The following is a 26,647-nucleotide window of genomic DNA, read 5'->3' as shown; positions in this document are numbered from 1 at the left end:
CAAACTTTCTATGACATTTGCCGTTATAGCAAATCCCACAAAATACTCAGTTAAAAAGCCGTTTATTGAGCTCTTAACATGGTCTGACGAAAACGATGTGCAGGTTTTTTTCTGCTCGGATCTGCAGGAACTATATAGTGGAGAAGAACATCCCTCTGCGGTGATTGTAGCAGATGAAGAAACGGCTATTGATAAGGCGGACATCATTATTGCTCTCGGCGGCGACGGGACGATGCTATACACAGCGCGGCTGATGAAAAGCATTCCAAAACCAATTTTAGGGGTCAACAGCGGACGGCTTGGGTTTATGGCTAATACCCAGAAAGAAAATATTCACGAGGCGCTTGATGATGTTCTGCAAGACAACTACCGTATCGAAAAACGATACCTGTTAGAAGCAAAGGATAACCAGGAAAATCTTTATCACGCTCTTAATGAGTTTCTGTTCTCAAAGCGAGATTCGACTTCGATGGTGAATGTCGGGGCCGAATATAATGGCATGTTTATCAACAATTACTGGGCCGATGGCCTGATTGTTGCCTCACCTACAGGTTCTACTGCCTATAATCTTTCTTCCGGTGGACCTATTGTAATGCCCAATACCAATGTAATGGTTGTAACTCCCATTAATCCACATACGCTAACTACACGACCGTTGGTACTGCCCTCAGACAAATATTTGAAGGTAACTATTAAAAAGCAGGATCACGACGTACTCTTTTCTTACGACGGCCAAATCAAAGAAATTGAGACCTATCCATTTGAAGTAAATATCAAGCGCTCCAACTTTACGATTGATCTGATTGAACTGCCTAACCAAAGTTATTTTGATACCCTCCGTAACAAGTTAATGTGGGGTATGGATTCGAGGCAACGATCATAGTGTTCAAGGTTGAAAGTTCAAGGTTCAAAGCCACAAGATTCAACATTTCAACATTTAACCTTCAACTGTTCTATCCCTGATATTCAGCTCATAAAATCGTATCTTCCACCTGAAATTTTTAATCCCCAAAAACTATTAGTCTCATGAAAGTAACAGTAGTCGGTGCCGGCGGTAATGTCGGTTCAACGGTATCAATGGCCGTAGCACAACGCGATTTTGCAAAAGAAGTTGTTATGGTTGATATCGTACAAGAGAAAGACGGAGATAAAATTTATCCATCAAAAGGACGTGCCCTTGACCAGTGGGAATCTTCGCCCATTCACCAGTTTGATACCAAACTGACCGGTACCGTTGATTATGAAGATACGGCCGGATCAGATGTATGCGTTATAACAGCCGGTGTTCCTCGTAAGCCAGGCATGAGTCGTGACGACTTGCTCGAAATCAATGCCAATATTGTTCAGGATGTTACTGAAAAGCTTGTTAAGCATTCTCCTAACACCATTATCATTGTCGTTTCCAATCCCCTTGACGTGATGGCACAGGTTGCCCTCGAAACCAGTGGACTTGATTCCAGTCGCGTAATGGGAATGGCTGGTATTTTAGATACGGCTCGTTACCGCTCGTTCCTTGCCGAAGAAATTGGCGTTTCTCCCAAAGACATTCAGGCACTTCTGTTAGGCGGGCACGGAGACACCATGGTTCCTCTTCCCCGCTTTACGACCGTTTGCGGAATGCCTATCACCCAGTTTATTGATGAAGATAAACTTGAAGAAATCGTTGAACGCACCAAAGGCGGCGGTGGTGAACTCGTCAACCTGATGGGAACCTCTGCATGGTATGCACCTGGCGCAGCAGCCGCACAAATGGTAGAAGCGATTATGCTTGACCAAAATAGGGTATTCCCTTGTGCTGCTCACCTAAACGGCGAATACGGACAGGAAGATCTATTCTTAGGCGTTCCCGTGAAGCTCGGCAAAGGCGGAATTAAAGAAATTATTGAGGTTGACTTAAACGACGAAGAACAAGAACTTTTAGATGAGTCAGCTGATCACGTGCACTCTGTGCTTAAAGATTTCCGTCAGCTGATGGATAAATAAATCGCAATAAATTTGAGGACGTAAGGCCCTCACTACTTGCATTTACAAAAAGGGATTTCGCCGACCATAGCGAAATCCCTTTTTCTTTTATAACCCTACCTAAACAACAAATTTTTACGGTGCTGAAATTAACACAATATCTTCAGCTACAAGCCCTTTCTCATTTTCGACCATGTCAAACTCAAAAATAAGATCACGGCTTGGTAAAAAATTTGTATCAAAATTGTCCTCAAATTGCGAAATATGTGCAAAAACAGTACTGTAAGGAGACTCATCAAAACGAGAATCGGTAATCCATAGATTTTTCCCTATACCCGTCAGAAATCGCAAAAATCCATACCCATCATCGTGGGAAAAATCATAGCAAACCCCACGTACACGCGAGCCCGGCTTTCCCCAGGCGTAGGGCGATTCAATAGGCAGGAGGCCAGGAATTAAATAACCCGAAATATAGACATCCGTTTCTTCTTTGAGATTTTTTGACATATCATCGAAACCGATAAGCTCAACACGTGCTCCCTTACGCTGAATAGCATCAATCACACTCACATAACTACCGTTATTGGTCAAAAGCAGCACTTTATCCAGATCATCAGCTTGCGTGACCATATCCACGGCCATATCCATATCGACGGTAGATTTCGTAATCGTCTCCTGTGTTTCCTCATCGCGATAGTACTGTACCGGTTTCTTGATCACCTTATACTCAAAATCGCGTAGCACCTCACTAAAGCGGGTCGTTTTATTTTTGTAATCCTGATCTTCTTCGGCTCGGCGTTCATCAAAAGCCAAGTATACATTCATACGAGAAGGTACCGAACCATCACGTGAAGCAAACTTTCGAAGAATATCATACCGCAGACCAAAACCACCATTCATAGTTACATTCACTGCATCAACATAAATACCTACTTTACTTTCCATAATAATATCACCAAATAGTTTTGAAATTATTTGATCAATAATTTTACAAGGCAGGAGACCGCTGAAACCATAAATGCTTTTACAACAAAAACGGAATCGTAGTCTTATCGCTTCTTATAATAATTTGGTAATGCCAGTAAGACTACTCCTGCACTACCTATTAATAACACGATGAAGCGACTCGTCCATTCCGACCCCATCCAATTAACTACCGATGGAAGAAAGTAAACAGAAGCTGCTCCAACAATCATCATCCCAAAAGCCCGAAACAGTTGGTAGTCAACCTGATATACCTGTACGCTTTTATAGTAGAGAAGCATAGCCATAGAAGCGTAACTGATCAGGGTTGCACCCGCCGATCCCATCATGCCGTAATATGGTATTAATATTAGATTGGCAACAACTGTAATACCAGCTCCGACAAGCGTAATAATGGGCAGAATCTTAGTTTCTTCTTCAATGAAGATACCCGCTGAAAAATTCATATACCATCCTTGAAACCAATAAGCACCCAATAGTAGCGGAACAATAGAAAGCCCCGACCAATACTGCTCACCTACTAAATATAAGTCGAGCCCAGGTATCTTTATTTGGACGATCTGCTGCGCAAAAAGAGCCACAAATAAAAAACAAATACCGGCAACCACATTAAAATATCGAAATACATCCCGATAAAGCTCAGGCGCATCAGGATCGTCCGATTCGCGTAAAAAGAAAGGTTGCCAAGCCATTCGAAACATCTGCACGAACAGCAGCATAAATACCGACAGCTTATAACAAGCACTGTAAATCCCCACGATATCATCGGGTGTCATGTCGGGACGGTATAACTCTGCCACTGTTGATTGGGATAGGTAATTGCCCAGAAAAAATCGGTCTAACGTTTCATTGATGGCATACCCCAATCCCGCAGGCACAAAGGGCAAACCAAATCGCAGTGCTTTCTTGAAAATAGGCGTATCCCAGCGGCCGGAAAGCATCGGCATCGTTACAACCCAAATCACCAAAAACGTTAATCCAGAAGCGATAAGACTGGCGAAAAAGACTGCTTCGATACCCCACTGCAATCCTAATATAAGGTAAAATTGCAATCCCACATTGACCAAGATATTACCTGTTTTCAGAATGGCAAACATCCATTGCCGACGGACCAGTCGAAGCTCAGCAAAAGGTACCAGCACCATCGTATCAAACCAGAGGATGCCGAGCATCATCCAATATAAATTTTTACTGCCTGTGGATTCCAAGCTCATTGCCGGCATTAAAACCGGGGCAAAAAACACCAATAACAGAACCAGTACGGACGAAAGTGCTCCTAATCCTAATTGTAGTGTTTTGAAAACATTTTTTGCCTGTTCCCGATCTTTGGCATAGCGCAGGTAAGCCGACTCCATCCCAAAAGTAAAAACAACATTCAAAAATGCCAGTCCGGCATAAACCAAACTTACCACACCATACTGAGAAGTAGCAAACTCAGCAGTATGCAGGGGCACAAGCAGATAACCAATGAATCGTGCTAACACACTGCTTATCCCATATACAAGCGTATCAGAAAGTAATTCTCGTAGCTTTTTCAAATGATGATATTATTTGTCTGGTATTATAGACTCTGAAACAAGTTTAGAGCGACGCTCTTTTTTAGTCTTCTCCAACCAGTTTTTCAAGGGCATGTACCCCAAGCACATAACTTTGTTTCCCAAACCCAGTGATAATTCCGGCAACAACTGCTCCGGTAAGCGTACGTTCGCGAAACTCTTCGCGCGCGTGGATATTCGAAAGGTGTACTTCCACAATAGGCATTTCAATTAAATCAAGCGCATCGCGAATAGCAACTGAGCTATGTGAGTATCCTCCGAAATTGGCAATAACACCATCGACATCACTTTCCATGAGCGATTGAATTGCCTCTACAAGTTCACCTTCCAAATTACTTTGAAAAAAAGTCATTTCGTGATTGGGAAATGAATCTATAAGCAGCTGTTCAATATCATTCAGTGTATCGGTACCATACTGTTTGGGATCACGTTTGCCCAACATATTTAAATTAGGTCCGTTAAGGATCGATACTTTCATAATGATATTTCGGCTGTAATTTTTCCTTTCAATTCAATCATTCGTTCTTCACTAACCGAAACATTGTGCCCTAATGCCATGACCTGATCTTCTTTGTAGAGTGGAATAAGATGTACATGCGCATGCGGAACTTCCAGCCCCTGTACAATCACTCCTGTTCGCAGTGGATTCAAAGCTTCATCAATAGCATGAGAGATATGTTTGGCTACTGACATCGTACTCTGCATGAGCTCATCCGGTAGGTCAAAAAAGTAATCAACCTCTTTTTTAGGAACTACTAAGGTATGCCCCTCAGCAATGGGATTGATATCCAAAAAAGCAATATGATCATCCGTTTCGGCTACCTTGTGACATGGAATTTCACCTTCAATAATTTTTGTAAAAATCGTAGACATAGTAGTTGTCAGTTGTCAGTTGTCAGTTGTCAGTTGTCAGTTGTCAGTTGTCAGTTGTCAGTTGTCAGTTGTCAGTTGTCAGTTGTCAGTTACAAGCTGGGTATTGGCTTCCTTATTGTCAAATGGAAGGGGTTAAATTCCATGTTAACTTAAATCGGACATTCCAATCAGTTTGTCACCCGATACTTCATATTTGATTCATCAACTTCAATAGTACCCTCTTCTCTCCCCCAATCCAAATACCCAAGCACTTCTGACAAAACCAAGAAAATGGCACCATTCTTAATAGCATCAGCAAACATTTCGTATGATAACTCCAGTAAGGTCCTCGGCTTTTCTTGAAGTATCTGCTTAATTTTTTGGTACCTCTTTTGGTGCTCACTCAAATGGTGGTCGGCCACAACTTTGGGATTTTCAATCACCTTACCATGCCCTGGTAGCACAAGTTTATGCTGCTCACGAACCCATTGTAGCGACTTTCGATACTGAAGTAAACTTTTATTTCGCTCATTCGTTTCTACGTCAAAATTGATAAGCGCATTGGTGCTAATGTGTCCCAACAAAAGATCACCGCCAAAGATAACATCTTGATCAGTTTTAAAAGCTACGTGTCCAGGAGCATGACCCGGGGTATGGTGAACACTTGCAGTTAATGTTCCGCTTGTTAACTCATCTCCCTCTTGTATCCATTCGGGCTCAATTGATAGCTGATACTGCTGCAACCAATCGAGCTGCTCTATCATCTGACGAGTAAAATCAGAGGGAATATTATGGCGGTTAAAAAAATATTCGAATAATTCACCATCATCATTACCAGCAAAATTTGCGCGCTCTAATGGATGACCAAATACCGTCGCATGCGCACGATCTGCAAGCAGCGCAGCTTGGCCATAGTGATCGGGATGCCCATGAGTAAGCCAAATCTCGTCAATATCCTCAATCTCTACCTCATGCTCATTCAGCCCCTTTTTCAAACAATCATACGCGTCATCAGCGTGGTGCCCGGTATCAACCAATACTATCTTATCATCTTTAATCAGATAGCAAAAAACATCTCCCACGGCAAATGGCGTAGGAATTTTAATTGAATGAACAAAAGAATTCGTGATCAAAACTGGGTTCAAATAGTCAATTAACTGGGATTCAATGTTGCCTTAAAGTATCATTTTTTAACCAGAAATCGATCTCATTTACAGTTCATTTTTCTAAAAAGAAGGTAATTAAAGAATTACTCAATTTTTGCTTGAAATTATTAGTAACAAACCCGTATATTTGGACTCTGTTTTTGACAGGAGAGTCGGTAGCTCAGTTGGTAGAGCAACGCCCTTTTAAGGCGTGGGTCGTGGGTTCGATCCCCTCCCGACTCACAATATGTAATGAATCTCTCTCTAAGCCTCTGCTGGTTGATAGCCTCAGAGGCTTTTTTTGTATAATATGTAATGATTGGTTTAGAATTTTGGAATTGCACAACCGTTAACTTTCGTTACATGTGATGTATATTTATCCCAACTATAGTTGATTGACTTTAAAACAATTTTATGGCTGAGAATAAGCAACAGAACAAAAACGAAGACAACAAGAAAAAAGGACTCAAAAGTCCCGGTGGTAACCAATATACTTTTTATTGGATTGTTTTAGCTGCCCTCTTTGGATTTTGGCTTTTCAGTTCGCAAGGCGGTGGACTTTTCGGTGGCCCTCCCACCATTGATTACAGTGAGTTTCGTAATCAAATCACTTCCGGCAATATTGAAAAAGTAGTGGTTCAGGGCGATCAGGTTTCCGGAGATCTTAAAGAACCAACACAACTTAATGCCGCTGAAAATGATACCACCCATTACAAAAGTTTTAATACGTACCTGCCGTCTTTCGGGGATGACAAGCTGATGTCTATGCTCGAAGAACATGAAATACAGGTTGAAACCCGCCCGAAGAGTGATTTTAACTGGTGGACGGTTCTGCTGTGGGGCTTGCCACTCATTTTCCTCATTATGATTGGCTTCCAGTTTTTCCGACAGATGCGCATGCAGGGACAAAACATGTTTAAAATCGGCGAAAGCAAAGCTAAACTGCAGGATGCTGAAAAAGTAAATACCACTTTTGATGATGTAGCTGGACTTGAAGGAGCTAAAACGGAGCTACAAGAAGTGGTAAGCTTCCTAAAAAATCCTAACAAATTTGATTCTCTCGGTGGTGAAATTCCCCGTGGTCTGTTGATGGTGGGCCCTCCCGGAACTGGTAAAACCTTGCTCGCACGTGCCGTGGCAGGAGAAGCCGGCGTTCCGTTCTTTACGATTACAGGCTCCGATTTTATGGAGATGTTCGTTGGGGTTGGCGCCAAGCGCGTTCGAGATATGTTTAATAAAGCCAAAGAAAAGGAACCGGCTATTATCTTTATTGACGAGATTGATTCCATTGGTCGTAAGCGTGGAGCCGGTCTTGGCGGTGGACATGATGAGCGTGAGCAAACTCTGAATCAGTTACTTTCAGAACTTGATGGTTTTGAAAAAAATGAAGGCGTTATCGTAATGGCGGCTACAAACCGGCCCGATATTCTGGATAAAGCCTTGCTTCGTCCCGGCCGTTTTGATCGCCAAATTACGGTTCACTTGCCTACACAAGAACACCGCGAACAGATTCTCCAAATTCATGCTAAGAACAAAAAGATTTCTGATAATGTAGATCTGGATGAAATTGCACGCTCTACCCCCGGTTTCAGCGGTGCTGACCTCAATAATCTTCTTAATGAAGCGGCCCTGATTGCTGCTCGTCATAAGCGCAAAGCAATTGAGCAACAAGATATTGATCAAGCGCGTGACAAAGTAATGATGGGACTTAAACGTGAAGGTATTCGATTGACTGAACACGAGAAAAAGCTTCTGGCTTATCACGAAGCTGGCCATGCAGTGGTTGCTGCCGTACTCCCTAATTCTGATCCCATCCACAAAGTAACCGTTATTCCGCGTGGAAAAGCGATGGGTGTTACTATGCAGATGCCTGAAAAAGAGAAATTTTTATACGAGAAAAAATATATGCTTGATCGTATGGCCGTAATGATGGGCGGGCGTGCTGCCGAAAACCTCATCTTTGATACTTCTACGAGCGGAGCTGAAAACGACCTCAAGCAAATACGTAAGCTTGCTCGCAAAATGGTACTCGACTGGGGCATGAGTGACAAGTTTAACAACATTGCCTTTGGCAGTCAGCGCGAACAAGTATTCTTGGGAGAACAGATGGGAAGTTCCAAGGAGTACAGTGAAAATACCGCCCAAGCAGTTGATGAAGAAGTGCAGCGTATTCTCAATGAGGCTTTTGATACAGCCATGAAAGCCATTACCGAACATCGCGATATCTTAGACAAACTGGCTGATGAACTTGTTGAACGCGAAGAGGTTCTGGGTAAAGAGGTCATGGAATGGCTTAATGGATCTTTAGAAGACGGCGTGTCTGAAGAAAAAAACGATAATATAGATGCTGAATCCAAATCGGACACATCTTCTAATAATCCCAAAAAGGAAGGCCAAGAAGACCTTTCTTCTAAAAAAGGTACAAAGCCTACCAATAACACAGAAGAGGAGTAACTTAACTTTAGGCTCCCTTCTATTGAATGCTTTTGGTTTTCAAACCATTAAGTAATGTAGAAACACATTACTTAATGGTTAATCAAAAGCTATAATTCGATGACCACATATAAAATAATTTTCCAAAGTGGAGTCACTACAGATATTGAGGCTGGATCTATTGAGTTAAACGATGTTCTCGACAAGGTCAAGGTACAAGACGACGATGGTCAAGAGATAGATGAAATGTACCTGGACTTTGACGATATATCTGCAATCATACCTCAATAGATTACCTCCCCACTACATGCATCTCTATAGGTATTAATCTGATATTTTCGTAACCTTATATTTATTAGGCACTTATACCACATATAAAACCAGAGAGGTCATATGCTGAAGGAGTTCAAAGAATTTGCGATCAAGGGGAACGTAGTAGATATGGCAGTAGGTATCATTATCGGTGCGGCTTTTACCAGCGTTGTTCAATCCTTGGTGAAAGACATGTTAATGCCTCCATTGGGATTGCTAATGGGTGGAGTCGACTTTTCAGAATTCTTTATTGTTTTAAAAGAAGGAACTATTCCTCCTCCCTATGCAACTATTGCCGCTGCACAAGAAGTTGGAGCCGTAACCTTGAATTATGGTGTTTTTATTAATGCTGTTATAAGCTTTCTTATTGTAGCATTTGCTGTCTTTATCTTGATTCGATACATCAACAAACTCAAAAGGCCAGAAGAAAAACCTGAACCTGTAGCTCCATCAATCAAAAAGTGTGAATTCTGTTTTTCAGATATTCCGGTTAAAGCCACACGTTGCCCAAACTGTACATCAGAACTGAGAGAATGATCATTTTGTGGCATGCTGAACTTCCGTGTCCCAGCCATTGGATGGGCATGTTTCAACGCAGGAGTATAAATTCTTCGTATAAACGGGGCTCGGCAGGGGGATATAAATTTTTCCTAAGACTTGTATTACACAAACAGGGCAACAATTAGCGTGTATAACACAGCACCAATGCCCGCAGCCGTGAGCGCTAACGGAATCTGCGTTTTCACGTGATCCATCAAATCACTGCCGGTAGCAAGTGAGGAAAGGATCGTCGTATCAGAAATAGGTGAACACTGATCCCCAAAAACACTACCACCCACAACCGCTCCAAAGCAGAGCGTTATGAAAAAGGGATCCGGCAGTATAGCCCAGGCCAGCGGCATTGCTACCGGGAATACTACCGCATAAGTTCCAAAAGAGGTTCCAGCCGCAAAAGCAATAATCATACATAATCCCATTAAAATAGCTGGCAAAAAGACCGGTGTAATTGCGTCCCCAACCAAGGCCACTACATACTCAGCAGTACCAACCGACTCGGCCACTTCTTTGAGTGTTACAGCTAAGGCTAAAACAATGGCTCCAATAGTAACCCCTTTACAACCATCAACAAATCCATCCATCACCGTTTTAAGCTCCATGCCTTTAGCCAAGGCAATGAACATTCCGGTAAGTACTGCCAGCACAAAAGCTTCAGCTATAAGCAGCATCGGATCTTCGGTATTTCCCATAATATAAAAAGTGGTGATATACGGGATAATGGCTACCCCCAGCAGCGTGCCAATGGGACCAAAGAAATCAATGAGTCCAGAGTTATAATCTTCGGGGATATCCATTTCGGTAAGCTCCTTGGATGACATTGGCTCAGAGCCATCACGATCCAGTTTCCCTTCTTCACGCGACCGCTTAATTGCATCCTTCATCTTCTTGCTGGGAATCCACGGTAGTAGTTCCCAAGCAAACAGCAGCGTCATTAGCAGAGCCAGAATCCCATAGAAATTAAACGGGATGGCCTGAAAGAAAAATGCTACAGCGTCTTGCGTAGTTTCAAACAGTGGGATGGTACCGACCACCAATCCCCCAATATAAATAGGCCATACATTGAAGGGGATGACCGTCGCGGCAGGCGATGCCGTAGAATCCACCATATACGAACTTTCTTCGTGCGAAACACCCTGCTCATCAGAAATTGGGCGAACGGTCGCTCCCGTTAATACGGTACTAATAGTTCCACCCTGATGAAAAATCAACCCCATCATCCAGGTAAAAAATTTGGCTGATTTTGGTCCTCGAACAATTTTACTTCCTGCCCAGTCTGCAAAGCGTTCAGCACCGCCGGTGCGCGTCCATATTCCAATGAGTCCGCCCAACGACCAAAGATAAACCAGCAAAATGAGGGCAAAATTCTCCGTGCCAATCGATGGAATCAGGTACGCATCCACAATATTAATATTGCCGGAAATAAATCCACCCAACATTATCCCAACAAAAAGTGAACTCACTACCTCTTGAGTCCAAAAAGCCAATACAATGGCGATTAATGGAGGTAACACCGACCAAACCCCATAGTGATCACCATACTGGGGTAAATCACCGGCAAAAATAACGCCCAGTACCATAATCACTAAGGCGATAATAATATTTATACGATTTCCTTTGGATAGCTGTCCAAGAATTGAGGTATCTGAGTCCGTCATATATTTTTAGCTGTTAGCGTTTGAAAAGTCACCGCAATCTGTATAAAAGCACACATCAAATCAAATTTCTTACCCATAGCATTCAATATTCATTTTGCTATATTAGGCCACTTGCACTATTTGCTGAATAGAATAGGGATTATATGAGTTATAATGACTTTGGTTTAAAGGAATACTTCCGCAGCACACTTGGAATTGCTACTTTTTTTCTAATCTTCCTTCTTTTTACGCCGATCATTCTATTTCTATTACTGATAACTTTTGGGAAGGCTTCAAATTTAGTTGTTGAAAAAATTGCGCCTATGATGGTGCGCCCGACGATGTGGATTAGCGGGATTTCTTTTGATGTGAAAAGGCACGCTGATGAAATAACGAGTCCAGCCGTTTTTATTATTAACCACAGCTCTACGCTGGATGTGCTTACCCTTTTGGCACTGGGCCTGCCCAAAATTCGCTTTGTAGCAAAATGGGAGTTCCAGTACAATCCTATTTTTTTGATTTTAGGTCGCTTAACGGGACAGATTTTTATCAAGCGCGAGAAGTCGGAGAAAGCCATTGCTACGCTAAAAAAGACCCATCGGCGGATTAAACGCGACAAACTTTCGGTGATGATGGCGCCCGAAGGTTCGCGAAAGCATCCCGGCATTATTGGCCCCTTTAAGAAGGGACCTTTTCGGATGGCAATGGATCTGGGATATCCCATTGTGCCTATTTATTTTGAGGGAAATCGTGAGCTCAGCAAAGGCGGTACACTAATCACAAAATCAGGACAAGTCACCGCTCATATTCATGAAGCTATTGATACTTCTGACTGGACACTCGATAATCTGCAAGGAAATATAAAAGAAGTACGAAACAGATATCTGGAATGGGCTGATGTCGAAGATGATGAAGTAAGACCCATTTCGTAATGATAAATTCGTTTTTCGGGAGTATAACTCCCTCTAAACCTTGAAATGTCACTTTTTCCAAGTGTGATAGCGTTATACTCCTGAAGCAAAACCAACTACAACCATTATCGTTTTCATGAGCATCTTAAACGTTGAAATAAAAGCCCAGTGTAATAATCCTGATCACATTCGCAATATTCTCAGTGAACACGATGCTGATTATAAAGGCACTGACCACCAGATCGATACCTACTTTAACGTGCCCGAAGGAAGGTTAAAATTGCGGCAGGGAAGCATTGAAAATAACCTTATTTTCTATCAGCGTGATAACCAGTCAGGCCCCAAATCTTCATCTATAAATTTGGTCCCTTCCGAGCATCCCCAAAAGTTACATGCCCTGCTGGATAATGCGTTAGGCACTAAAGTTGTGGTCGACAAACAACGGGAAATCTATTTCATCGATAACGTAAAATTCCATATCGATCAGGTTAAAGAATTGGGAAATTTTATAGAGATTGAGGCGATCGATGAAGATGGCTCTATTGGGGAACCCAAACTGCGGAAACAATGCCAAAAGTACATCAACCTATTTGATATTTCTGATGAGCAATTGCTTTCTCACTCTTACTCCGATATGATTATGGAACAATAACAATTTACCCCTAAGGCACTTAGGAAAGTACCTAATATTTTGTGTACTTAGTGACTTGGTGGTAAAACTTATCATTAGGTAGTCTACTATGGATCGAATTAAACTTATTCATCAACTGGAGAATGATCCTGAAATTTGGGATTTCATTATCATCGGCGGAGGCGCAACGGGGCTTGGTACAGCCGTTGAAGCGGCCTCTCGCGGATATAAAACCCTGCTCTTGGAACAGCATGATTTTGCCAAGGGAACTTCAAGCCGAAGTACAAAACTTGTCCACGGTGGCGTTCGGTACCTGCGACAGGGAAATGTGGCACTTGTGTTAGAAGCGCTGCGCGAACGCGGCTTGCTCCGTCAGAATGCCCCACACCTGGTTAAAAATCAATCGTTTATTGTCCCCAATTATGATTGGTGGGAAGGTCCTTTTTACGGCATCGGGCTCAAAATTTACGATAAGTTAGCCGGCGACTTGGGATTAGGCCCTTCAAAAAATCTATCCAAGGAGGAAACACTCGACCATATACCGACACTGGAATCCAATGATCTCAACGGTGGTGTCATTTATTACGATGCCCAATTTGATGACGCCCGTCTGGCTATAAACCTGATGCAAACTATTTTTGATCATGGCGGTCTGGCACTTAATTACATAAGAGTTACGGATCTACTCAAAGACAATGGATTCATTTCGGGTGTAAAAATAGAAGACCAAGAAGGTGATCACGAGATGGAGATTCAGGGACGGGTCGTCATTAATGCTACGGGTATGTTTACGGATGAAATTCGTCGGATGGATAACCCAGATAGCAAACGACTCATGAAACCAAGTCAGGGCGTACACATTGTTCTCGACAAATCTTTTCAACCGGGCGAAAGTGCTATCATGGTTCCCAAAACCGATGACGGACGCGTACTTTTTGCGGTACCCTGGCACAATCGTGTCATTGTGGGAACCACCGATACTCCACTTGATGCGCCCTCCCTGGAACCCCGAGCCAAAGAGAACGAAATCGAATTTTTACTAACTCATGCTGCTCGATATCTAACTAAAGATCCGGAACCCAAAGATGTACTAAGTGTCTTTGCGGGCATTCGTCCGTTGGTATCGCCTGAAGGTGATGACGATACCTCTTCCATTTCCCGTGACCACACCTTACTCATTGATCCGTCGGGACTGGTAACTATTACTGGAGGAAAATGGACAACCTATCGCAAGATGGCTGAAGATACTGTGGATGAAGCGGCTGTTGTAGCAGGACTGGAAGAACGAGAATCCGTTACTGAAAACTTACGTCTCCATGGTTGGCTCAAAAATACTGATCCCGCTGATCCCTATGAGCTTTACGGTTCGGATGCTCCCGCACTTAAAGAGATGACCAATAGAAATGATGGATGGGAACAACTAATTCATCCTAAACTCCCCTATACCCCAGCCCAAGTTATCTGGGCGGCTCGACATGAAATGGCTCGTACTGTTGAAGATGTCCTTGCTCGACGCACACGTGCTCTTTTACTGGATGCTCGAGCAAGCATTGAAATGGCTAAATCGGTAGCCCAATTTTTAGCTGATGAGTTGGATCGGGATGACACTTGGCAACAACAGCAGATAGAAGAATATACCGAGTTAGCAAAGGGTTATTTATTGACTTCGTAGCCCCTTTCACCATCATTGGTACTCCCCCTTTAAGTGTTAACTTTATGGCTTTCAAATATCCTGGCATAAAAATTGTGATCAAACCCCGCCTGGCGGCTATTTTTGCCGTCCGATGAAAGCAGCCACTAATTTGTTGCGTGGTATTCAAGCCATGTTTTTATATTTTCGGAAGTCCTTTAGAAACTTCAGTAACCTATCATGGCCGAGAACGATCCCGAAGCAAAGCAAAAACAATCTGACGAAGGTGACCAGCGTAAAACAGACGTCACCTACCGGCGCCAACCCAATGAGATAGCCAACTACCAAGTAGATGGACAACATATCTGTATCCACTCCAAAAATGATATCAAGCTTCGGATTACCGTACTTACGCCGGAAATCATTCAGTTAAAATATGTGCTCGAAGGTGACCAACCTTCCGACTTCTCCTATGCTATTGATCCTACTTTCAACCCTACAAACCCTGACTTCGCAATACGTGATAAAGAAAAATCAATTAAAATTGTCACGGATTCATTAGTCTGCCGAGTATCCCAAAAGGATATGAAAGTCAGTTTTCTGGATACCGAGGGTACACTGCTGTGCAAGGATGAAAAAAACTTCTTCCGCAAAGACAGTATTATGAAGGGGATTACTGAAGTAAAAATTACGAAAGAAGCCCCCCAAAATGCCCACTACTTTGGGCTTGGAGATAAGATCACTGAAAATGAACTTCGTGGAAATGCCTTCGAAAACTGGAATACCGATTCCTATGCTTATGAACTGGATGAGCATCGCGATCCCCTCTACCGGAGCATCCCTTTCTATACGACCATCAATCACGACGGCAATGCCTACGGCATTTTTCTCGACAATACCTATCGCTCACATTTTGATTTCGATTCCAATAAAAATGGTACTACTACATTCTCGGCCGAAGGCGGCTCCATGAACTACTACTTTATTTACGGTCCGGAACCCACAACCGTTACCGAACGCTATACCAAACTAACGGGCACGCCCGATCTGCCACCGCTCTGGGGACTTGGATACCACCAATGCCGCTGGAGCTACTATCCTGAGGAGCGGGTACGCAAACTGGCCAACACTTTCCGCGAAAAAGAGATTCCCTGCGACGCCCTCTACCTCGATATTGACTACATGGACGACTACCGGGTATTTACCTGGAATAAGGATCGCTTCCCCGATCCCAAAAACCTGATTGACAACCTCAACGAGCAGGGCTTCAAAACCATCGTAATGATCGATCCCGGCGTAAAAGTGGATAACGATTACCACGTATATCAACAAGGATTAGAAAATGACTACTTCTGCAAGCGTCCCGATGGTGAGCTAATGATTGGTCCCGTATGGCCGTCTCGAACCGTTTTCCCCGATTATACCCATCCCGAAGTACGCCATTGGTGGGGCAACCTCTACGAAGATCTGTTTACCGATAAAGGGATCAGCGGCGTGTGGAACGACATGAACGAGCCGGCCGTCTTTGAGGTTAAGTCCAAAACTTTTCCCAATAATATTCGCCACCATTACGAGGGCGAAGGAGCCAGCCACAGGAAAGCCCACAACATCTACGGCATGCAGATGGCCCGGGCATCCTACGAAGGTATCAAAAAACACAACCCCGACAAGCGCTCCTTCCTGCTCACCCGCGCCAACTTTTCCGGTGGACAGCGATATGCTGCACTTTGGACTGGCGACAACATCGCCAGCTGGGAACACTTGCGTCACGCCCTCGAGCAGTGCGTGCGCCTTAGCATCTCCGGCTATTCCTTCGTAGGCACCGACATCGGCGGCTTCGTCGAAGAGCCCAGTGCCGAACTCTTTACTCGCTGGCTGCAGTTGGGCGTCTTTCATCCCCTCTTCCGCAACCACACCATGGGCTACAACGTGGAGGGGGCCGCAGCCGTCCAGGAAGACCAGGTCAAGCAAAAGAAACTCCAATCCGACGCCAACCAGGAACCCTGGACCTTCGGCCAAAGATACACCAATATCAATCGCTCGGTCATTGAACTGCGCTACCGACTCCTCCACTATCTTTACACTGCTTTTTACCACTACGTGCAGCACGGTACTCCGATACTACGTCCGGTAGCCTTTCAAAACCAAGACGATGCCGAGGCCATTACCTCTCGCAATACCTTTTTGTTTGGGGATCAAATTCTGGTCGCGCCTATTATCAAGAAAGGTACCCGCGGACGAAAAACCTATCTCCCTTCGGGTCATTGGTACGACTATCGCACCAACAAGCTCTTCGAAGGCGGCCAAACCCACTACATTGATGCTCCTCTGTCAGAAATCCCCTTTTTCATCAAAGCCGGTACCGTACTGCCCCTTCGCGAAGTGATGCAATATACTGGGGAACGGGCCCCCGAACTGTTAGAGCTGAATGTGTACTACGGAACGCAAGTAAGCGAAAGCTACCTGTATGAAGATGCAGGAGAAGGGTTTACTTACAACGAGGGCGACTACCGTTATACTTGCTTCCACCTTAAATCGAATCCCCAAAAAAACACCGTGCAGCTAACAGCCGAACGAGAGGGAGCTTTTGTGCTCGACTACCAAACCGTAAAGATAAACCTCATTGGCTGGTCCGCAGGGTTAACGAACATCAGCGTTGACGGGCAGCAGGTTGATTTTGATCAGACTAAAGATAAGCCACAGCCTATATATACTTTTACTACCAATCCCGATTTTAGCACGATCGAAATTTTCTGATTGTCCCGACATAAACAGTAGGTATTTCCCTATGCCCTATCGGCAGTGATCTTTCTATCCTTGTTTTGATACTTATTAAAATCAACAAAGAGGGAGGATATTATGAGATCATTACTTGCGTTACTCATTTGTGTATGCGTTTCATTGTCGTACACGGCAGACGCTTTTGCACAAGAGATGGAAGCCAAGAAAATGGAAGGACATACTTGGCACCAGGTAGCCTTTGTAAAATTTAAAGCCGGCATGGCAGATTCTGCTATGAAACTTATTGACAATCACTTTATGAAGGCTGGCATGGCTATGGAATCGGATGCACCCGGCCCCAAAATTATGCGGATGCGTTCTGGCGAATGGGATATCATGATGCTCTGGCCAATGAAAGGGATTGAAGACCTGGAATGGGAAGTTTCCCCTGAAGATGTTGAGTGGTGGAATAAAATGGTTGAACAGGAAGGAAGTGAAGAAAAAGCCTCGAAGTTGATGAAGGCTTACAATGAACTTGTTGCTGATCATACCACTTACCTTGCAACATCTCAGATGCAAGAAATGGAGGAGGGAGAAACTATGGGCGCTGCGGATAGTAGTAATAATTAATCTTTTCCTGAAAAAAGCACAGTGTCATTACGAGGTAGTTTTGCACAACCGATTGTAATCTCTTTGTAAACAATCGCTTAGCTCTTTGGAATATTCCTTCTGCGGCCATCCATTCTATCCGTGTTCTATGATTCTATACCCCAAATAAAAAAGCCATACTACCCAACTGGTAGCATGGCTTAATATCTGATTCCTGGCTGCGAGCCAGAATATCTCGGCTACGATTATCCGCCGATAAATCCAAGTACTGACTGCGGACCGTTGTTGGCCTGCGCCAGCGAAGAGGTTGCCGTCTGCTGCAAAATCTGCAGTCTCACGGACTCACTCTGTGCTTTGGCAAAGTCAGTATCCATAATACGAGACTTCGCAGATTCATTCGCACTAATTGATTCGGAAAGCGTCTGCTCTCGTACCGACAGCGATGACTGCTTGATACCAATGTCATTCACATTATTTGACATTTCGGTAATTGCAGTATCCACGTGATCAATAAATTCACGATAATCAGCAGAATTTGCTGTGGAATCAAAAGTTAAGGAACCACCACCACCTGTTGTTGCAAGTCCAACAGTAATTGCTCCTGCAGTACTTCCTAAATCTGCACCAGCTGCACCGCCTGTATTAAACAATGCAGCTACATTTACAGCATTAATCGTTGCGGTAATCGTATCTTCTTTTCGCTCACCTACCTGAAACTCAAGATCTAATGATCCCGACTTTGTATTTGCAGCATTAGTATTATGATCACCATTCAACAGCTCATAATCTTGATACACTGTTTGGTCAGCAATCTTGTTAATATCTTCGCCAAGCGCTTCCAACTGGTCGCCAATAAATCCACGCTCTTCATCACCCAGCGTATCATTGGCCGCCTGCGTGGCCAACCCTTTCATTTCCACCAGGTTATCCATAACCGTTCCATAGCTGGACTCAGTAATATCCAAGACGGACTTGGCATCACCCACGTTCTGCATCGCCTGGTTCAGGCCGCCAACACGACTGCGTAGTTTAGTAGCAATAGAAAAACCTGCCGAGTCGTCTTCGGCGCGGTTAATCCGCTTACCGGTCGACATCTTCATCTGGTTTTCCGCCATCTGCTTGTTCACCTGGTTCAGCGACAACTGCGAATCCAGGGACTGTATGTTCGTATTTACTCTGTTTAAATCTCCGAAACTTGCCATAAGCTCCTCCGTTTTTGTTCGTAATAAGTAAGTTGATTTCCTGCTTGCAGTATGGTTATCGGTGCCCCTCAGGCCGACTTAAATATTTTTTTCTGTATTCTTTTAGAAAGTTACAAAGTCGTATAGTAACAAAGGAAAACCTTAAGCTTCCGAGAAATAGAATAACATAAAGAACCCCTTCATAGCGCTATATTCCACGCGATTTAAAGATAACAAGAGCAGTTTAAAATCATCCCGTCCCGACAGTAGTCGAAAGAAGGATTTCCAGCCACCAGGTTAGCAAAGTACACCAAGCCCCCTTGGGGGATCACAAATTATACCTGTATGCAAACATTGCCATAAGGAGGGCATTTCTTCAATTATTCTTTCCCGCAGCCATCCATTCTATCCGTTTTATCTGTCTTCTATGATTCTATATCCCAAATAAAAAAGCCATACTACCCAACTGGTAGCATGGCTTAATATCTGATTCCTGGCTGTGAGCCAGAATATCTCGGCTACGATTATCCGCCGATAAATCCAAGTACTGACTGCGGACCGTTGTTGGCCTGCGCCAGCGAAGAAGTTGCCGTCTGCTGCAAAATCTGCAGTCTCACGGACTCACTCTGTGCTTTGGCAAAGTCAGTATCCATAATACGAGACTTCGCAGATTCATTCGCACTAATTGATTCAGAAAGCGTCTGCTCTCGTACCGACAGCGATGATTGAGTAATACCAATGTCATTCACATTATTTGACATCTCAGTAATTGCTCCATCTACCGCTCCAATAAATTCACGATAATCAGCAGAACCTGCTGTCGAATCAAAAGTTAAGGAACCACCACCACTTGTTGTTGCTGCATCGGCAATAATGGAATCTGTACCACCACCACTTGACGTACCAAGGTTTGCTGTACTACCACCGGGAGCAAAAAGCTCACCTACATTAACAGCATTAATCGTTGCAGTAATCACATCTTCTTTTCGCTCACCCACTTGGAAATCAAGCTCCAAACTACCCGTCTTTGCAGCTGTTCCAGGCGCAGTATTATGACCACCATTCAACAGTTCATAATCTTGATACACTGTTTGGTCAGCAATCTTGTTAATATCTTCGCCAAGCGCTTCCAACTGGTCGCCAATAAATCCACGCTCTTCATCACCCAGCGTATCATTGGCCGCCTGCGTGGCCAACCCTTTCATTTCCACCAGGTTATCCATAACCGTTCCATAGCTGGACTCAGTAATATCCAAGACGGACTTGGCATCACCCACGTTCTGCATCGCCTGGTTCAGGCCGCCAACACGACTGCGTAGTTTAGTAGCAATAGAAAAACCTGCCGAGTCGTCTTCGGCGCGGTTAATCCGCTTACCGGTCGACATCTTCATCTGGTTTTCCGCCATCTGCTTGTTCACCTGGTTCAGCGACAACTGCGAATCCAGGGACTGTATGTTCGTATTTACTCTGTTTAAATCTCCGAAACTTGCCATAAGCTCCTCCGTTTTTGTTCGTAATAAGTAAGTTGATTTCCTGCTTGCAGTATGGTTATCGGTGCCCCTCAGGCCGACTTAAATATTTTTCTTTTTTAAAAGGAATTCTTACGAGGGGGAGCAGTAATCTACTTTGTATAAGCTCGCTCATACGTTAGTCAATCACTTTGGAGAGATTACAACATCGTCCTGTCTTTTTTAACCTACAAGATCTTTATATGCTAATTACTTTGCACCAATTTCTTCAACAGCGTATCAATGACCATCGCTTCATATTTTTCAACGGTTTCTTCGCTGGGTACTTTATAAATATCTCTTACCGAGGCTTTGCCATTTTCAAAGGTGGTGAAATCTGACAACTCATCTGTCCTCGGATAATCTTGTAGAAAATCAATACCGTACTCTTCTTTTAGCCATTCGAGATCACCTCGATGATTATTGTAAACAACTATTTTTACCCAATCCTGAATTTGAGGCTTATGAGTAAAAGAATCATCAATATGTGAAACTATACCTAATTGGTTTTTGAATCGATCTTCATAGTCCTGATAAAAATGATGCTGAATCTTTTCCAATAAATACATCTGCCCTATAGATAATGACGTATTACTATTCTTATCAGGTGTTGAAAGCTTCTCAAAATTTAATCCGATTTCCTCACACAATATTTCACAGGAATTAATCCCAGATTGATATGGGATCACTTCCAATTCTGCAACCTCATTCCAGGCCTTAGCAACTTTTTTAAATTCGTATTTAAAAAGATCGGGAGGAGTTAGATAAGATCTTGCTTTAATTTTTTGCTGTTGAAAAGACCTATAGTATTCTTCAGGAGAGCGGATAAAAAGATAGACTTTTATTTCCTGAAAATAATCACTTAGAAAGGAAATAACATTTTCTATATACGTAGAATTATGAATAAATAAATATTCCGTAGATATAAGTTGCTGCTTAGAATTCGAAGTAAAACCATTTTCTAATGAAGAAAAATATTTAGCAATTGCTTCTTGTAACCTCTTACCATTTAGACTTTTGAATTGTCGGGGCCAATTTTCCTGATTTGCCTTTGTAGCAAAATATAACAAATGGTCATTTTGAGTATTTCCCGGATAAACAAATCCCTGCTCATTCAGTGCTTCTTTATTGACAAAAAATGTTTTCTGAATAGAGGTTGTACCCGTTTTATAGGAACCAATATGTAAATGTAATTTACTCACCAATCAAATGTTTGTTAATATACTTTACGGTTCCTACTCCACATAAACCAGGCACATCAGCATCATAAATACAAAAATCATCCAATAACTCATCGATAGCACGACGATCCTCTTCTGTATGATACTCAAGCATTATTATTTTGGTATCTGCTAACAATTCACTCATACCCTTTAAAATAGGTATTTCAGCACCCTCGGTGTCAATTTTTAAAACGTCTATCTTTTTTATCCCCTTTTCTTTCAGTGCTTTTCCAGCTTCTTTCACCTCAACATTTACTTCATTTGCTCCAGCAACTTTACGAGAAGTGGTTGTTGCCCCCGTATTATACGGATGCTGAAATAACGTGAGTTCCCCCGCGCTATCACCCAAAGCACAAAACTCTTTTGTTATCCCATTTATATTTTTAGTATTTGCTTCAAGCATAGACCTCACCAGTGGATTCGGTTCAAAACAAAATATATCGGCCGATTTATTCCACTGCCTTGCATAAAGGGCAAAAGCACCAATATTGGCCCCGATATCTACAATTACCGCATTGTCTTGCAAACTATAGTTTCCAGGCAATGAGTATTCATGGTCATCAAAAATATTCCGCAACCTAAAAAGCTCTTTCTCAGGAATTCTAAAATAGGTGGTTCGCCCCTCATTCAAATAATTATAGTTTAATGCTACTTCAATAACTTGAGAAGGTGTATTATCTTCAGCATTTACTGTTTCTCCCTTGGTAATTCCCTTTTTCTTTTCTTCTATCTCATTCCAAAACCATCCATTTCGTCCTTCCCATCTTATTTTGGAAATTCCATCTTGCTCACCATTTAATCGCTTCCTTAGAAGTATTCTCTTCTCGACCTTTTTTAATATTTCAGGATTATCTTCTAATGCTTTTAACATCTTTTGCTCTTCTTTACTACTCATATAAGTAGTATTATCCTTTAGCATAATCCATGCCTCTACAATACGCACTGTTAACCAATTTGAAAATAGGGTTTTCACAACGGTCCTATCTTGCGCAGGCAGTGGAGGTAAAAATGGCAAACTAACTGAGATATCATTCCCGGAGTTTGCTGTCTCCATTAACTGCTTGGCCATTTCTACAGCTTGCGTACGTTTCCCCAACTGGTTCATTACCCTGACATAAGTCAACGCTGCAGCTATACCAGCCTTTCCACTATTGAATAATTCAATCAGTTTTTGAGCAGCTTCTAATAGCATTCTCCCTTTTCGAGAACGCGACCTGGGATCTTCACTCGAAACCTTTATCTGACCAGCTGCACAAACTAAGTTCAGTGCCCGCCGATATTCATCATGATCTCCATCAACGAAAGCCTGCTGCCAATCTTCTATTTTTTCTTTTGCCCAGGGAAGTCCTTCTAAAACTTCTTTCCATTTATGTGAATCCGGAATGTCATATTCTACTGACTCATCAAAAATCCATCCACTTTCCCTAATCTCTTCTATACTACTTTCAGGTATTGCAACCATATTCATCATATAGGGCTCAACGGCCGATCCGGCATCAAAATCAGCTAATAAACCGGATCCGGGTATATATTCATAAAGTTTATAATTCTGTTCCAAAAACTTCCTTTGAATATTTTTAAGGTCATTTTCATCTTCCCCGATCGAAGTAACCACCACAGGTTTGACACCAGCCAACAGATCTGAAGCCCCCTTTAATACATCAGCTTCCATTCCGTTGACATCCACTTTAATCATATCCACATCCGGTTGACCCGCGAAATTCCACCAGGCATCAAGAGTTGTTACACTAATCTTTTTATCCCCTTGTTCACTTACGTTATTCAATTCTGGCGATTCTTCTTCCTTAAGGGAAAGGTTCCCTGTTTCAAAAGACACGCCACGGCCAATAATATCCAATTGGCTCAAGTTGTTTTCTATCTTACTCTTCTCTAAGTAGCTTCGACTCTTGGATGACGGTTCAAAAGCGGTAATCATCCCTTGTTTTCCTACTGCCTTTGCCATCGGTAACGCATAACCACCAAAACAGGCTCCCACATCCAAAGCATGCATACCGGGTTCTAAGTAGGATTGCACAAAATCCAACTCAGACTCAAACCATTCTTCCTGCTCCAAAAAGGCATAGGTTGATAGCACCTCCAAATCTGGAGGAACAATAATAGAAATCCCCCCTTTAGCTTCTATAGAAAACGGTTCTTCCTCTTTATCTATTTCTTCTGCAAGCCTATCAACTTTACTATCCGAACCACCACCATTCTCTTCCGGGGTTAAAAGAGACATTTCTTCTGGTCCATCTGTTAAAGCCTCAACCTTCGCAGGTTTTAGAGGCTCAATATTTATTGGACGCTGCCAATCATTTGTATCATTTTCATAACCTGCAATCCATTGCTCCCACATTTCTCGAAAAGCAACAGTCAGATGGGCCCCAAACCTCTTATCTTCACAAACCCGTGAATTGCGTATTTTTTTTCGTAGCTGTCCCCGTTCTTTTGCTAAACTCTCGCGATCCTGAGCTAAGGCAACAGTCTTTTCTATATATTCATCCCAACTATCTGCGACCCAATCATCTAAACCAACATTAATTAAATGGGTTGCCGAGTGGCGCCCTGCAAATGTAGGTCCAGGCATTGTTATTACCGGTACTCCCATATAAAGCGCTTCACAAGTTGTAAGACCTCCGGAATAGGGCCATGGATCAAGGGCAATATCAACCTTGTTGTATTCATTTAGGTGGTTGGTGTGCGAGGTTTGACCTTCAAAAATCAATCGATCCTCTTCAATTCCTTGATCCGCAAACATATTGATTACCCTCTCCCGAAAAGAAGCAGTATCATACTGTTTGCTTTTCAAATAAAACTTACTGTTTTCTACCCGCAGCATTACTTTAGCCCACTGTTCAATAATCTTTTCATTTACTTTTGTTGGATTATTGAAGCACCCAAAAGTGATATAGCCATTGTTTAAAGCAGGTAAATCGTCAACCTTTGGGGCATAACCTGGTGGGGTAAAAACAATATAATCATCCGGCATGCGGACCAACTTTTCAGTATAATATTGATCCTCTCCCTTTGGGCTCTCATGCCAATCCGTAATCAAATAATCAAACGCATTAATACCAGTCGTATTAAAAAGTCCTCCAACCCATTTAACAATAATAGGGGCAGGCTCCCCAGCCATGACATCAAAGCGACTATGGCTTGCATGCCCAGAAAGATCAACAAGTATATCTATTTCGTCGTCTCTTATAATTTCTTCAACTACTTTTGAATCATAACCTACGATAGAACGCCATACGTCTATATTTTTGTGAATACGCCGGGTTACAAAATCAAACTTATTGTCTGCTGTGTAACCATAAAGTTCAAACTGTTGAGAAGACAATTGCTCCAAGGCGCCAACGGTCATAAAACCAACCGGATGACGTTTAAAACTTCCGGAAACAAAGCCAACTTTTAATTTCTTATCCTTAGATTTATTTGTAGGTATAGGTCTTTCACGCCGTTTATACTTATCGAACCTCTCTCCTAACCTAACATGTTCTTCAAAAATATATTCTTTGCTATTTTGGGGATTATAATGTAATCCCATAAGATAATTTGAAACCGGATTACTATGATCAGGCAATATTTCAATAGCATGCCTGTAATTTTTTTCCGATTCATCAAATCGCCCGACCTCTTGCAAGCAAATTGCATAGTTCACGTATAGTAGCCCATGGTCTGCTCCATTATGAATCAATTCTTCGTATATAGAAATAGCTTTATCATAATTTCCCTTCCCCTTATGGATCTCTGCTAATGCCACATCAGCTGCTGTACTACTTCCATACTTTTCTTTTGCTTCTTCTATATATTCCTCTGCTATTTCAAATCTCCTTGTACTTTTATATACATCAGCCTTCCCTAAAAAGGCCTTGTAATGATCCTCATCTACCTCTAACGCATAATCAAACAACTTATGAGCCTGCTTAAAATCTCCTAAATCTTTATAAATATTTCCGATATGATATGCTACATCTGCATTTTTAGGATCTAATTCATTAGCTTTTTTGTAACACCGTAATGCCTCATCAAGCTTTGCCTGAGCACGATATATCTTTGCTAAATTCAACCATGCCTTCAGAAAAGCGGGTTTCATTGCCACAGCTTCCTTCCCATATTTTTCTGCCTTCTTATATTCACCAAGGTTATAATAGTTCACCGAAAGCATGTGATAGGTTTCAGGCTGATCGGATCCATATGTAACTGCTTTTTTCAAATAACTGGATGAAGTCTCATGCTCACCTTTTAAAGATAAAGCAATACCCATCATATGATGAGGCAACCATGCAAACTCCTTTTGGATTTGATCACTATCTATTGTGGGCTTCAATTCGGCAATCGCCTGATCCGGTTTTTGCCACTCCAAATACTTTTGGGCCTGTTCAATTTTTTTCTGCAAGGGCTTAAGGGATTCGTTAATAATTATTGTCCTGCACATTCTATCAGAACAAATAAAATGCCATTACTCCACGATTACCCTACAGGCCTGCCTTAAGCATAAAATCCATTCAATATCCTCCTTCAAACGGAATTTTTTTCTATGGGATGGAAAGAATTGGCGGAATAGGTGAAATTAATAGTTCAGCCTGCCAGTGTCGGATCATTAATCTGCCAACATTTGCTTTTACGCCTACCCGAATGCTTTCGTTGGAAATCCCGAAACGAGTTTGGGATAACACTGCTTATATATGCTTATGACAAAATCAATAATAATCCGGGCAAATCTGTGGCTTTAACTAAATCAATGTTCATACTATTAAACATTCACTTGGCATATTCTTTGCACCTTCTCATAAT

The 26,647-nt window shown here is 42.5% G+C and carries 20 protein-coding genes and 1 tRNA gene; 11 read left to right on the top strand and 10 right to left on the bottom strand.

Going from position 1 to position 26,647, the window contains the following annotated elements:
• Positions 1 to 10: 10 nt before the first annotated feature.
• Both AAFH98_RS06530 and mdh read left to right on the top strand, forming a co-directional pair.
• Entirely contained in the window at positions 11 to 883 is an 873-nt protein-coding gene (locus AAFH98_RS06530) for an NAD(+)/NADH kinase (RefSeq protein ID WP_342521891.1), read from the top strand.
• A 143-nt stretch (positions 884 to 1,026) separates the two neighbouring features.
• The gene (mdh, locus tag AAFH98_RS06525; protein WP_342521890.1) at positions 1,027 to 1,983 is read left to right on the top strand and encodes a malate dehydrogenase; all 957 of its coding nucleotides are present in this window, start codon (positions 1,027 to 1,029) and stop codon (positions 1,981 to 1,983) included.
• Between the two features lie 114 nt (positions 1,984 to 2,097).
• Here the strand turns inward: mdh and AAFH98_RS06520 are convergent, their stop codons facing one another.
• The 5 genes from AAFH98_RS06520 to AAFH98_RS06500 all read right to left on the bottom strand — a co-directional run bounded on the left by AAFH98_RS06520 (position 2,098) and on the right by AAFH98_RS06500 (position 6,487).
• Complete coding sequence (locus AAFH98_RS06520) at positions 2,098 to 2,907, bottom strand: LabA-like NYN domain-containing protein (protein ID WP_342521889.1); 810 nt, start codon at positions 2,905 to 2,907, stop codon at positions 2,098 to 2,100.
• A 104-nt stretch (positions 2,908 to 3,011) separates the two neighbouring features.
• Complete coding sequence (locus tag AAFH98_RS06515; protein ID WP_342521888.1) at positions 3,012 to 4,484, bottom strand: lipopolysaccharide biosynthesis protein; 1,473 nt, start codon at positions 4,482 to 4,484, stop codon at positions 3,012 to 3,014.
• A gap of 61 nt (positions 4,485 to 4,545) precedes the next feature.
• Complete coding sequence (locus AAFH98_RS06510; protein WP_342521887.1) at positions 4,546 to 4,980, bottom strand: type II 3-dehydroquinate dehydratase; 435 nt, start codon at positions 4,978 to 4,980, stop codon at positions 4,546 to 4,548.
• The gene (locus AAFH98_RS06505; RefSeq protein ID WP_342521886.1) at positions 4,977 to 5,375 is read right to left on the bottom strand and encodes an HIT family protein; all 399 of its coding nucleotides are present in this window, start codon (positions 5,373 to 5,375) and stop codon (positions 4,977 to 4,979) included. The genes AAFH98_RS06510 and AAFH98_RS06505 overlap by 4 nt, the downstream gene beginning before the upstream one ends.
• Positions 5,376 to 5,542: 167 nt before the next feature.
• Positions 5,543 to 6,487 (bottom strand): MBL fold metallo-hydrolase, encoded by a 945-nt coding sequence (locus AAFH98_RS06500; protein ID WP_342521885.1) that lies wholly within the window; start codon positions 6,485 to 6,487, stop codon positions 5,543 to 5,545.
• Positions 6,488 to 6,669: 182 nt separating this feature from the next.
• On the opposite strand from AAFH98_RS06500, the gene AAFH98_RS06495 reads away from it, so the two are divergent.
• The 4 genes from AAFH98_RS06495 (at position 6,670) to mscL (ending at position 9,781) form a co-directional block, all read left to right on the top strand.
• A tRNA-Lys gene (locus AAFH98_RS06495) sits at positions 6,670 to 6,742 on the top strand.
• Positions 6,743 to 6,913: 171 nt separating this feature from the next.
• Positions 6,914 to 8,953, top strand: coding sequence for an ATP-dependent zinc metalloprotease FtsH (gene ftsH / locus AAFH98_RS06490; protein ID WP_342521884.1), 2,040 nt, complete (start codon positions 6,914 to 6,916; stop codon positions 8,951 to 8,953).
• Positions 8,954 to 9,052: 99 nt separating this feature from the next.
• Positions 9,053 to 9,223, top strand: a complete 171-nt coding sequence (locus tag AAFH98_RS06485) for a hypothetical protein (RefSeq protein WP_342521883.1) — start codon at positions 9,053 to 9,055, stop codon at positions 9,221 to 9,223.
• A gap of 102 nt (positions 9,224 to 9,325) precedes the next feature.
• On the top strand, positions 9,326 to 9,781 hold the full coding sequence (gene mscL / locus AAFH98_RS06480) for a large-conductance mechanosensitive channel protein MscL (protein WP_342521882.1): 456 nt from the start codon (positions 9,326 to 9,328) through the stop codon (positions 9,779 to 9,781).
• 125 nt (positions 9,782 to 9,906) lie between these two features.
• Here the strand turns inward: mscL and AAFH98_RS06475 are convergent, their stop codons facing one another.
• Positions 9,907 to 11,457 carry a Na+/H+ antiporter NhaC family protein gene (locus AAFH98_RS06475; RefSeq protein ID WP_342521881.1) on the bottom strand — a complete coding sequence of 517 codons (1,551 nt, stop codon included), beginning with the start codon at positions 11,455 to 11,457 and terminating at the stop codon, positions 9,907 to 9,909.
• Positions 11,458 to 11,600: 143 nt separating this feature from the next.
• On the opposite strand from AAFH98_RS06475, the gene AAFH98_RS06470 reads away from it, so the two are divergent.
• From AAFH98_RS06470 to AAFH98_RS06450, 5 genes are all read left to right on the top strand, one after another.
• Entirely contained in the window at positions 11,601 to 12,368 is a 768-nt protein-coding gene (locus tag AAFH98_RS06470; RefSeq protein WP_342521880.1) for a lysophospholipid acyltransferase family protein, read from the top strand.
• Positions 12,369 to 12,483: 115 nt separating this feature from the next.
• Positions 12,484 to 12,999 (top strand): class IV adenylate cyclase, encoded by a 516-nt coding sequence (locus AAFH98_RS06465; RefSeq protein WP_342521879.1) that lies wholly within the window; start codon positions 12,484 to 12,486, stop codon positions 12,997 to 12,999.
• An 88-nt stretch (positions 13,000 to 13,087) separates the two neighbouring features.
• Positions 13,088 to 14,650 (top strand): glycerol-3-phosphate dehydrogenase/oxidase, encoded by a 1,563-nt coding sequence (locus AAFH98_RS06460; protein ID WP_342521878.1) that lies wholly within the window; start codon positions 13,088 to 13,090, stop codon positions 14,648 to 14,650.
• Positions 14,651 to 14,848: 198 nt separating this feature from the next.
• Positions 14,849 to 17,365 (top strand): glycoside hydrolase family 31 protein, encoded by a 2,517-nt coding sequence (locus tag AAFH98_RS06455; protein ID WP_342521877.1) that lies wholly within the window; start codon positions 14,849 to 14,851, stop codon positions 17,363 to 17,365.
• Positions 17,366 to 17,467: 102 nt separating this feature from the next.
• Positions 17,468 to 17,959 carry a hypothetical protein gene (locus tag AAFH98_RS06450; RefSeq protein ID WP_342521876.1) on the top strand — a complete coding sequence of 164 codons (492 nt, stop codon included), beginning with the start codon at positions 17,468 to 17,470 and terminating at the stop codon, positions 17,957 to 17,959.
• 224 nt (positions 17,960 to 18,183) lie between these two features.
• Here the strand turns inward: AAFH98_RS06450 and AAFH98_RS06445 are convergent, their stop codons facing one another.
• From AAFH98_RS06445 to AAFH98_RS06430, 4 genes are all read right to left on the bottom strand, one after another.
• Positions 18,184 to 19,140, bottom strand: a complete 957-nt coding sequence (locus tag AAFH98_RS06445) for a flagellin (protein WP_342521875.1) — start codon at positions 19,138 to 19,140, stop codon at positions 18,184 to 18,186.
• 503 nt (positions 19,141 to 19,643) lie between these two features.
• Entirely contained in the window at positions 19,644 to 20,612 is a 969-nt protein-coding gene (locus AAFH98_RS06440; protein WP_342521874.1) for a flagellin, read from the bottom strand.
• A gap of 221 nt (positions 20,613 to 20,833) precedes the next feature.
• Positions 20,834 to 21,829, bottom strand: a complete 996-nt coding sequence (locus AAFH98_RS06435; protein WP_342521873.1) for a hypothetical protein — start codon at positions 21,827 to 21,829, stop codon at positions 20,834 to 20,836.
• A complete protein-coding gene (locus AAFH98_RS06430; protein WP_342521872.1) occupies positions 21,822 to 26,249 on the bottom strand; it encodes an FkbM family methyltransferase in 4,428 nt (1,475 codons plus the stop codon). Before AAFH98_RS06430 ends, AAFH98_RS06435 begins: the two co-directional genes overlap by 8 nt.
• Positions 26,250 to 26,647: the final 398 nt, after the last annotated feature.

Source organism: Fodinibius sp. Rm-B-1B1-1 (assembly GCF_038594945.1).
In the GTDB taxonomy this organism is placed as follows: domain Bacteria; phylum Bacteroidota; class Rhodothermia; order Balneolales; family Balneolaceae; genus Fodinibius; species Fodinibius alkaliphilus.
This window is presented reverse-complemented; position numbering and strand designations above follow the sequence as displayed.

Bases quoted from the DNA above. Each gene is read 5' to 3' on its own strand.
- AAFH98_RS06530 (WP_342521891.1), top strand. From the start codon at position 11: ATGACATTTGCCGTTATAGCAAATCCCACAAAATACTCAGTTAAAAAG.
- mdh (WP_342521890.1), top strand. From the start codon at position 1,027: ATGAAAGTAACAGTAGTCGGTGCCGGCGGTAATGTCGGTTCAACGGTA.
- AAFH98_RS06520 (WP_342521889.1), bottom strand. From the start codon at position 2,907: ATGGAAAGTAAAGTAGGTATTTATGTTGATGCAGTGAATGTAACTATG.
- AAFH98_RS06510 (WP_342521887.1), bottom strand. From the start codon at position 4,980: ATGAAAGTATCGATCCTTAACGGACCTAATTTAAATATGTTGGGCAAA.
- AAFH98_RS06505 (WP_342521886.1), bottom strand. From the start codon at position 5,375: ATGTCTACGATTTTTACAAAAATTATTGAAGGTGAAATTCCATGTCAC.
- ftsH (WP_342521884.1), top strand. From the start codon at position 6,914: ATGGCTGAGAATAAGCAACAGAACAAAAACGAAGACAACAAGAAAAAA.
- AAFH98_RS06485 (WP_342521883.1), top strand. From the start codon at position 9,053: ATGACCACATATAAAATAATTTTCCAAAGTGGAGTCACTACAGATATT.
- mscL (WP_342521882.1), top strand. From the start codon at position 9,326: ATGCTGAAGGAGTTCAAAGAATTTGCGATCAAGGGGAACGTAGTAGAT.
- AAFH98_RS06475 (WP_342521881.1), bottom strand. From the start codon at position 11,457: ATGACGGACTCAGATACCTCAATTCTTGGACAGCTATCCAAAGGAAAT.
- AAFH98_RS06470 (WP_342521880.1), top strand. From the start codon at position 11,601: ATGAGTTATAATGACTTTGGTTTAAAGGAATACTTCCGCAGCACACTT.
- AAFH98_RS06465 (WP_342521879.1), top strand. From the start codon at position 12,484: ATGAGCATCTTAAACGTTGAAATAAAAGCCCAGTGTAATAATCCTGAT.
- AAFH98_RS06460 (WP_342521878.1), top strand. From the start codon at position 13,088: ATGGATCGAATTAAACTTATTCATCAACTGGAGAATGATCCTGAAATT.
- AAFH98_RS06455 (WP_342521877.1), top strand. From the start codon at position 14,849: ATGGCCGAGAACGATCCCGAAGCAAAGCAAAAACAATCTGACGAAGGT.
- AAFH98_RS06450 (WP_342521876.1), top strand. From the start codon at position 17,468: ATGAGATCATTACTTGCGTTACTCATTTGTGTATGCGTTTCATTGTCG.
- AAFH98_RS06445 (WP_342521875.1), bottom strand. From the start codon at position 19,140: ATGGCAAGTTTCGGAGATTTAAACAGAGTAAATACGAACATACAGTCC.
- AAFH98_RS06440 (WP_342521874.1), bottom strand. From the start codon at position 20,612: ATGGCAAGTTTCGGAGATTTAAACAGAGTAAATACGAACATACAGTCC.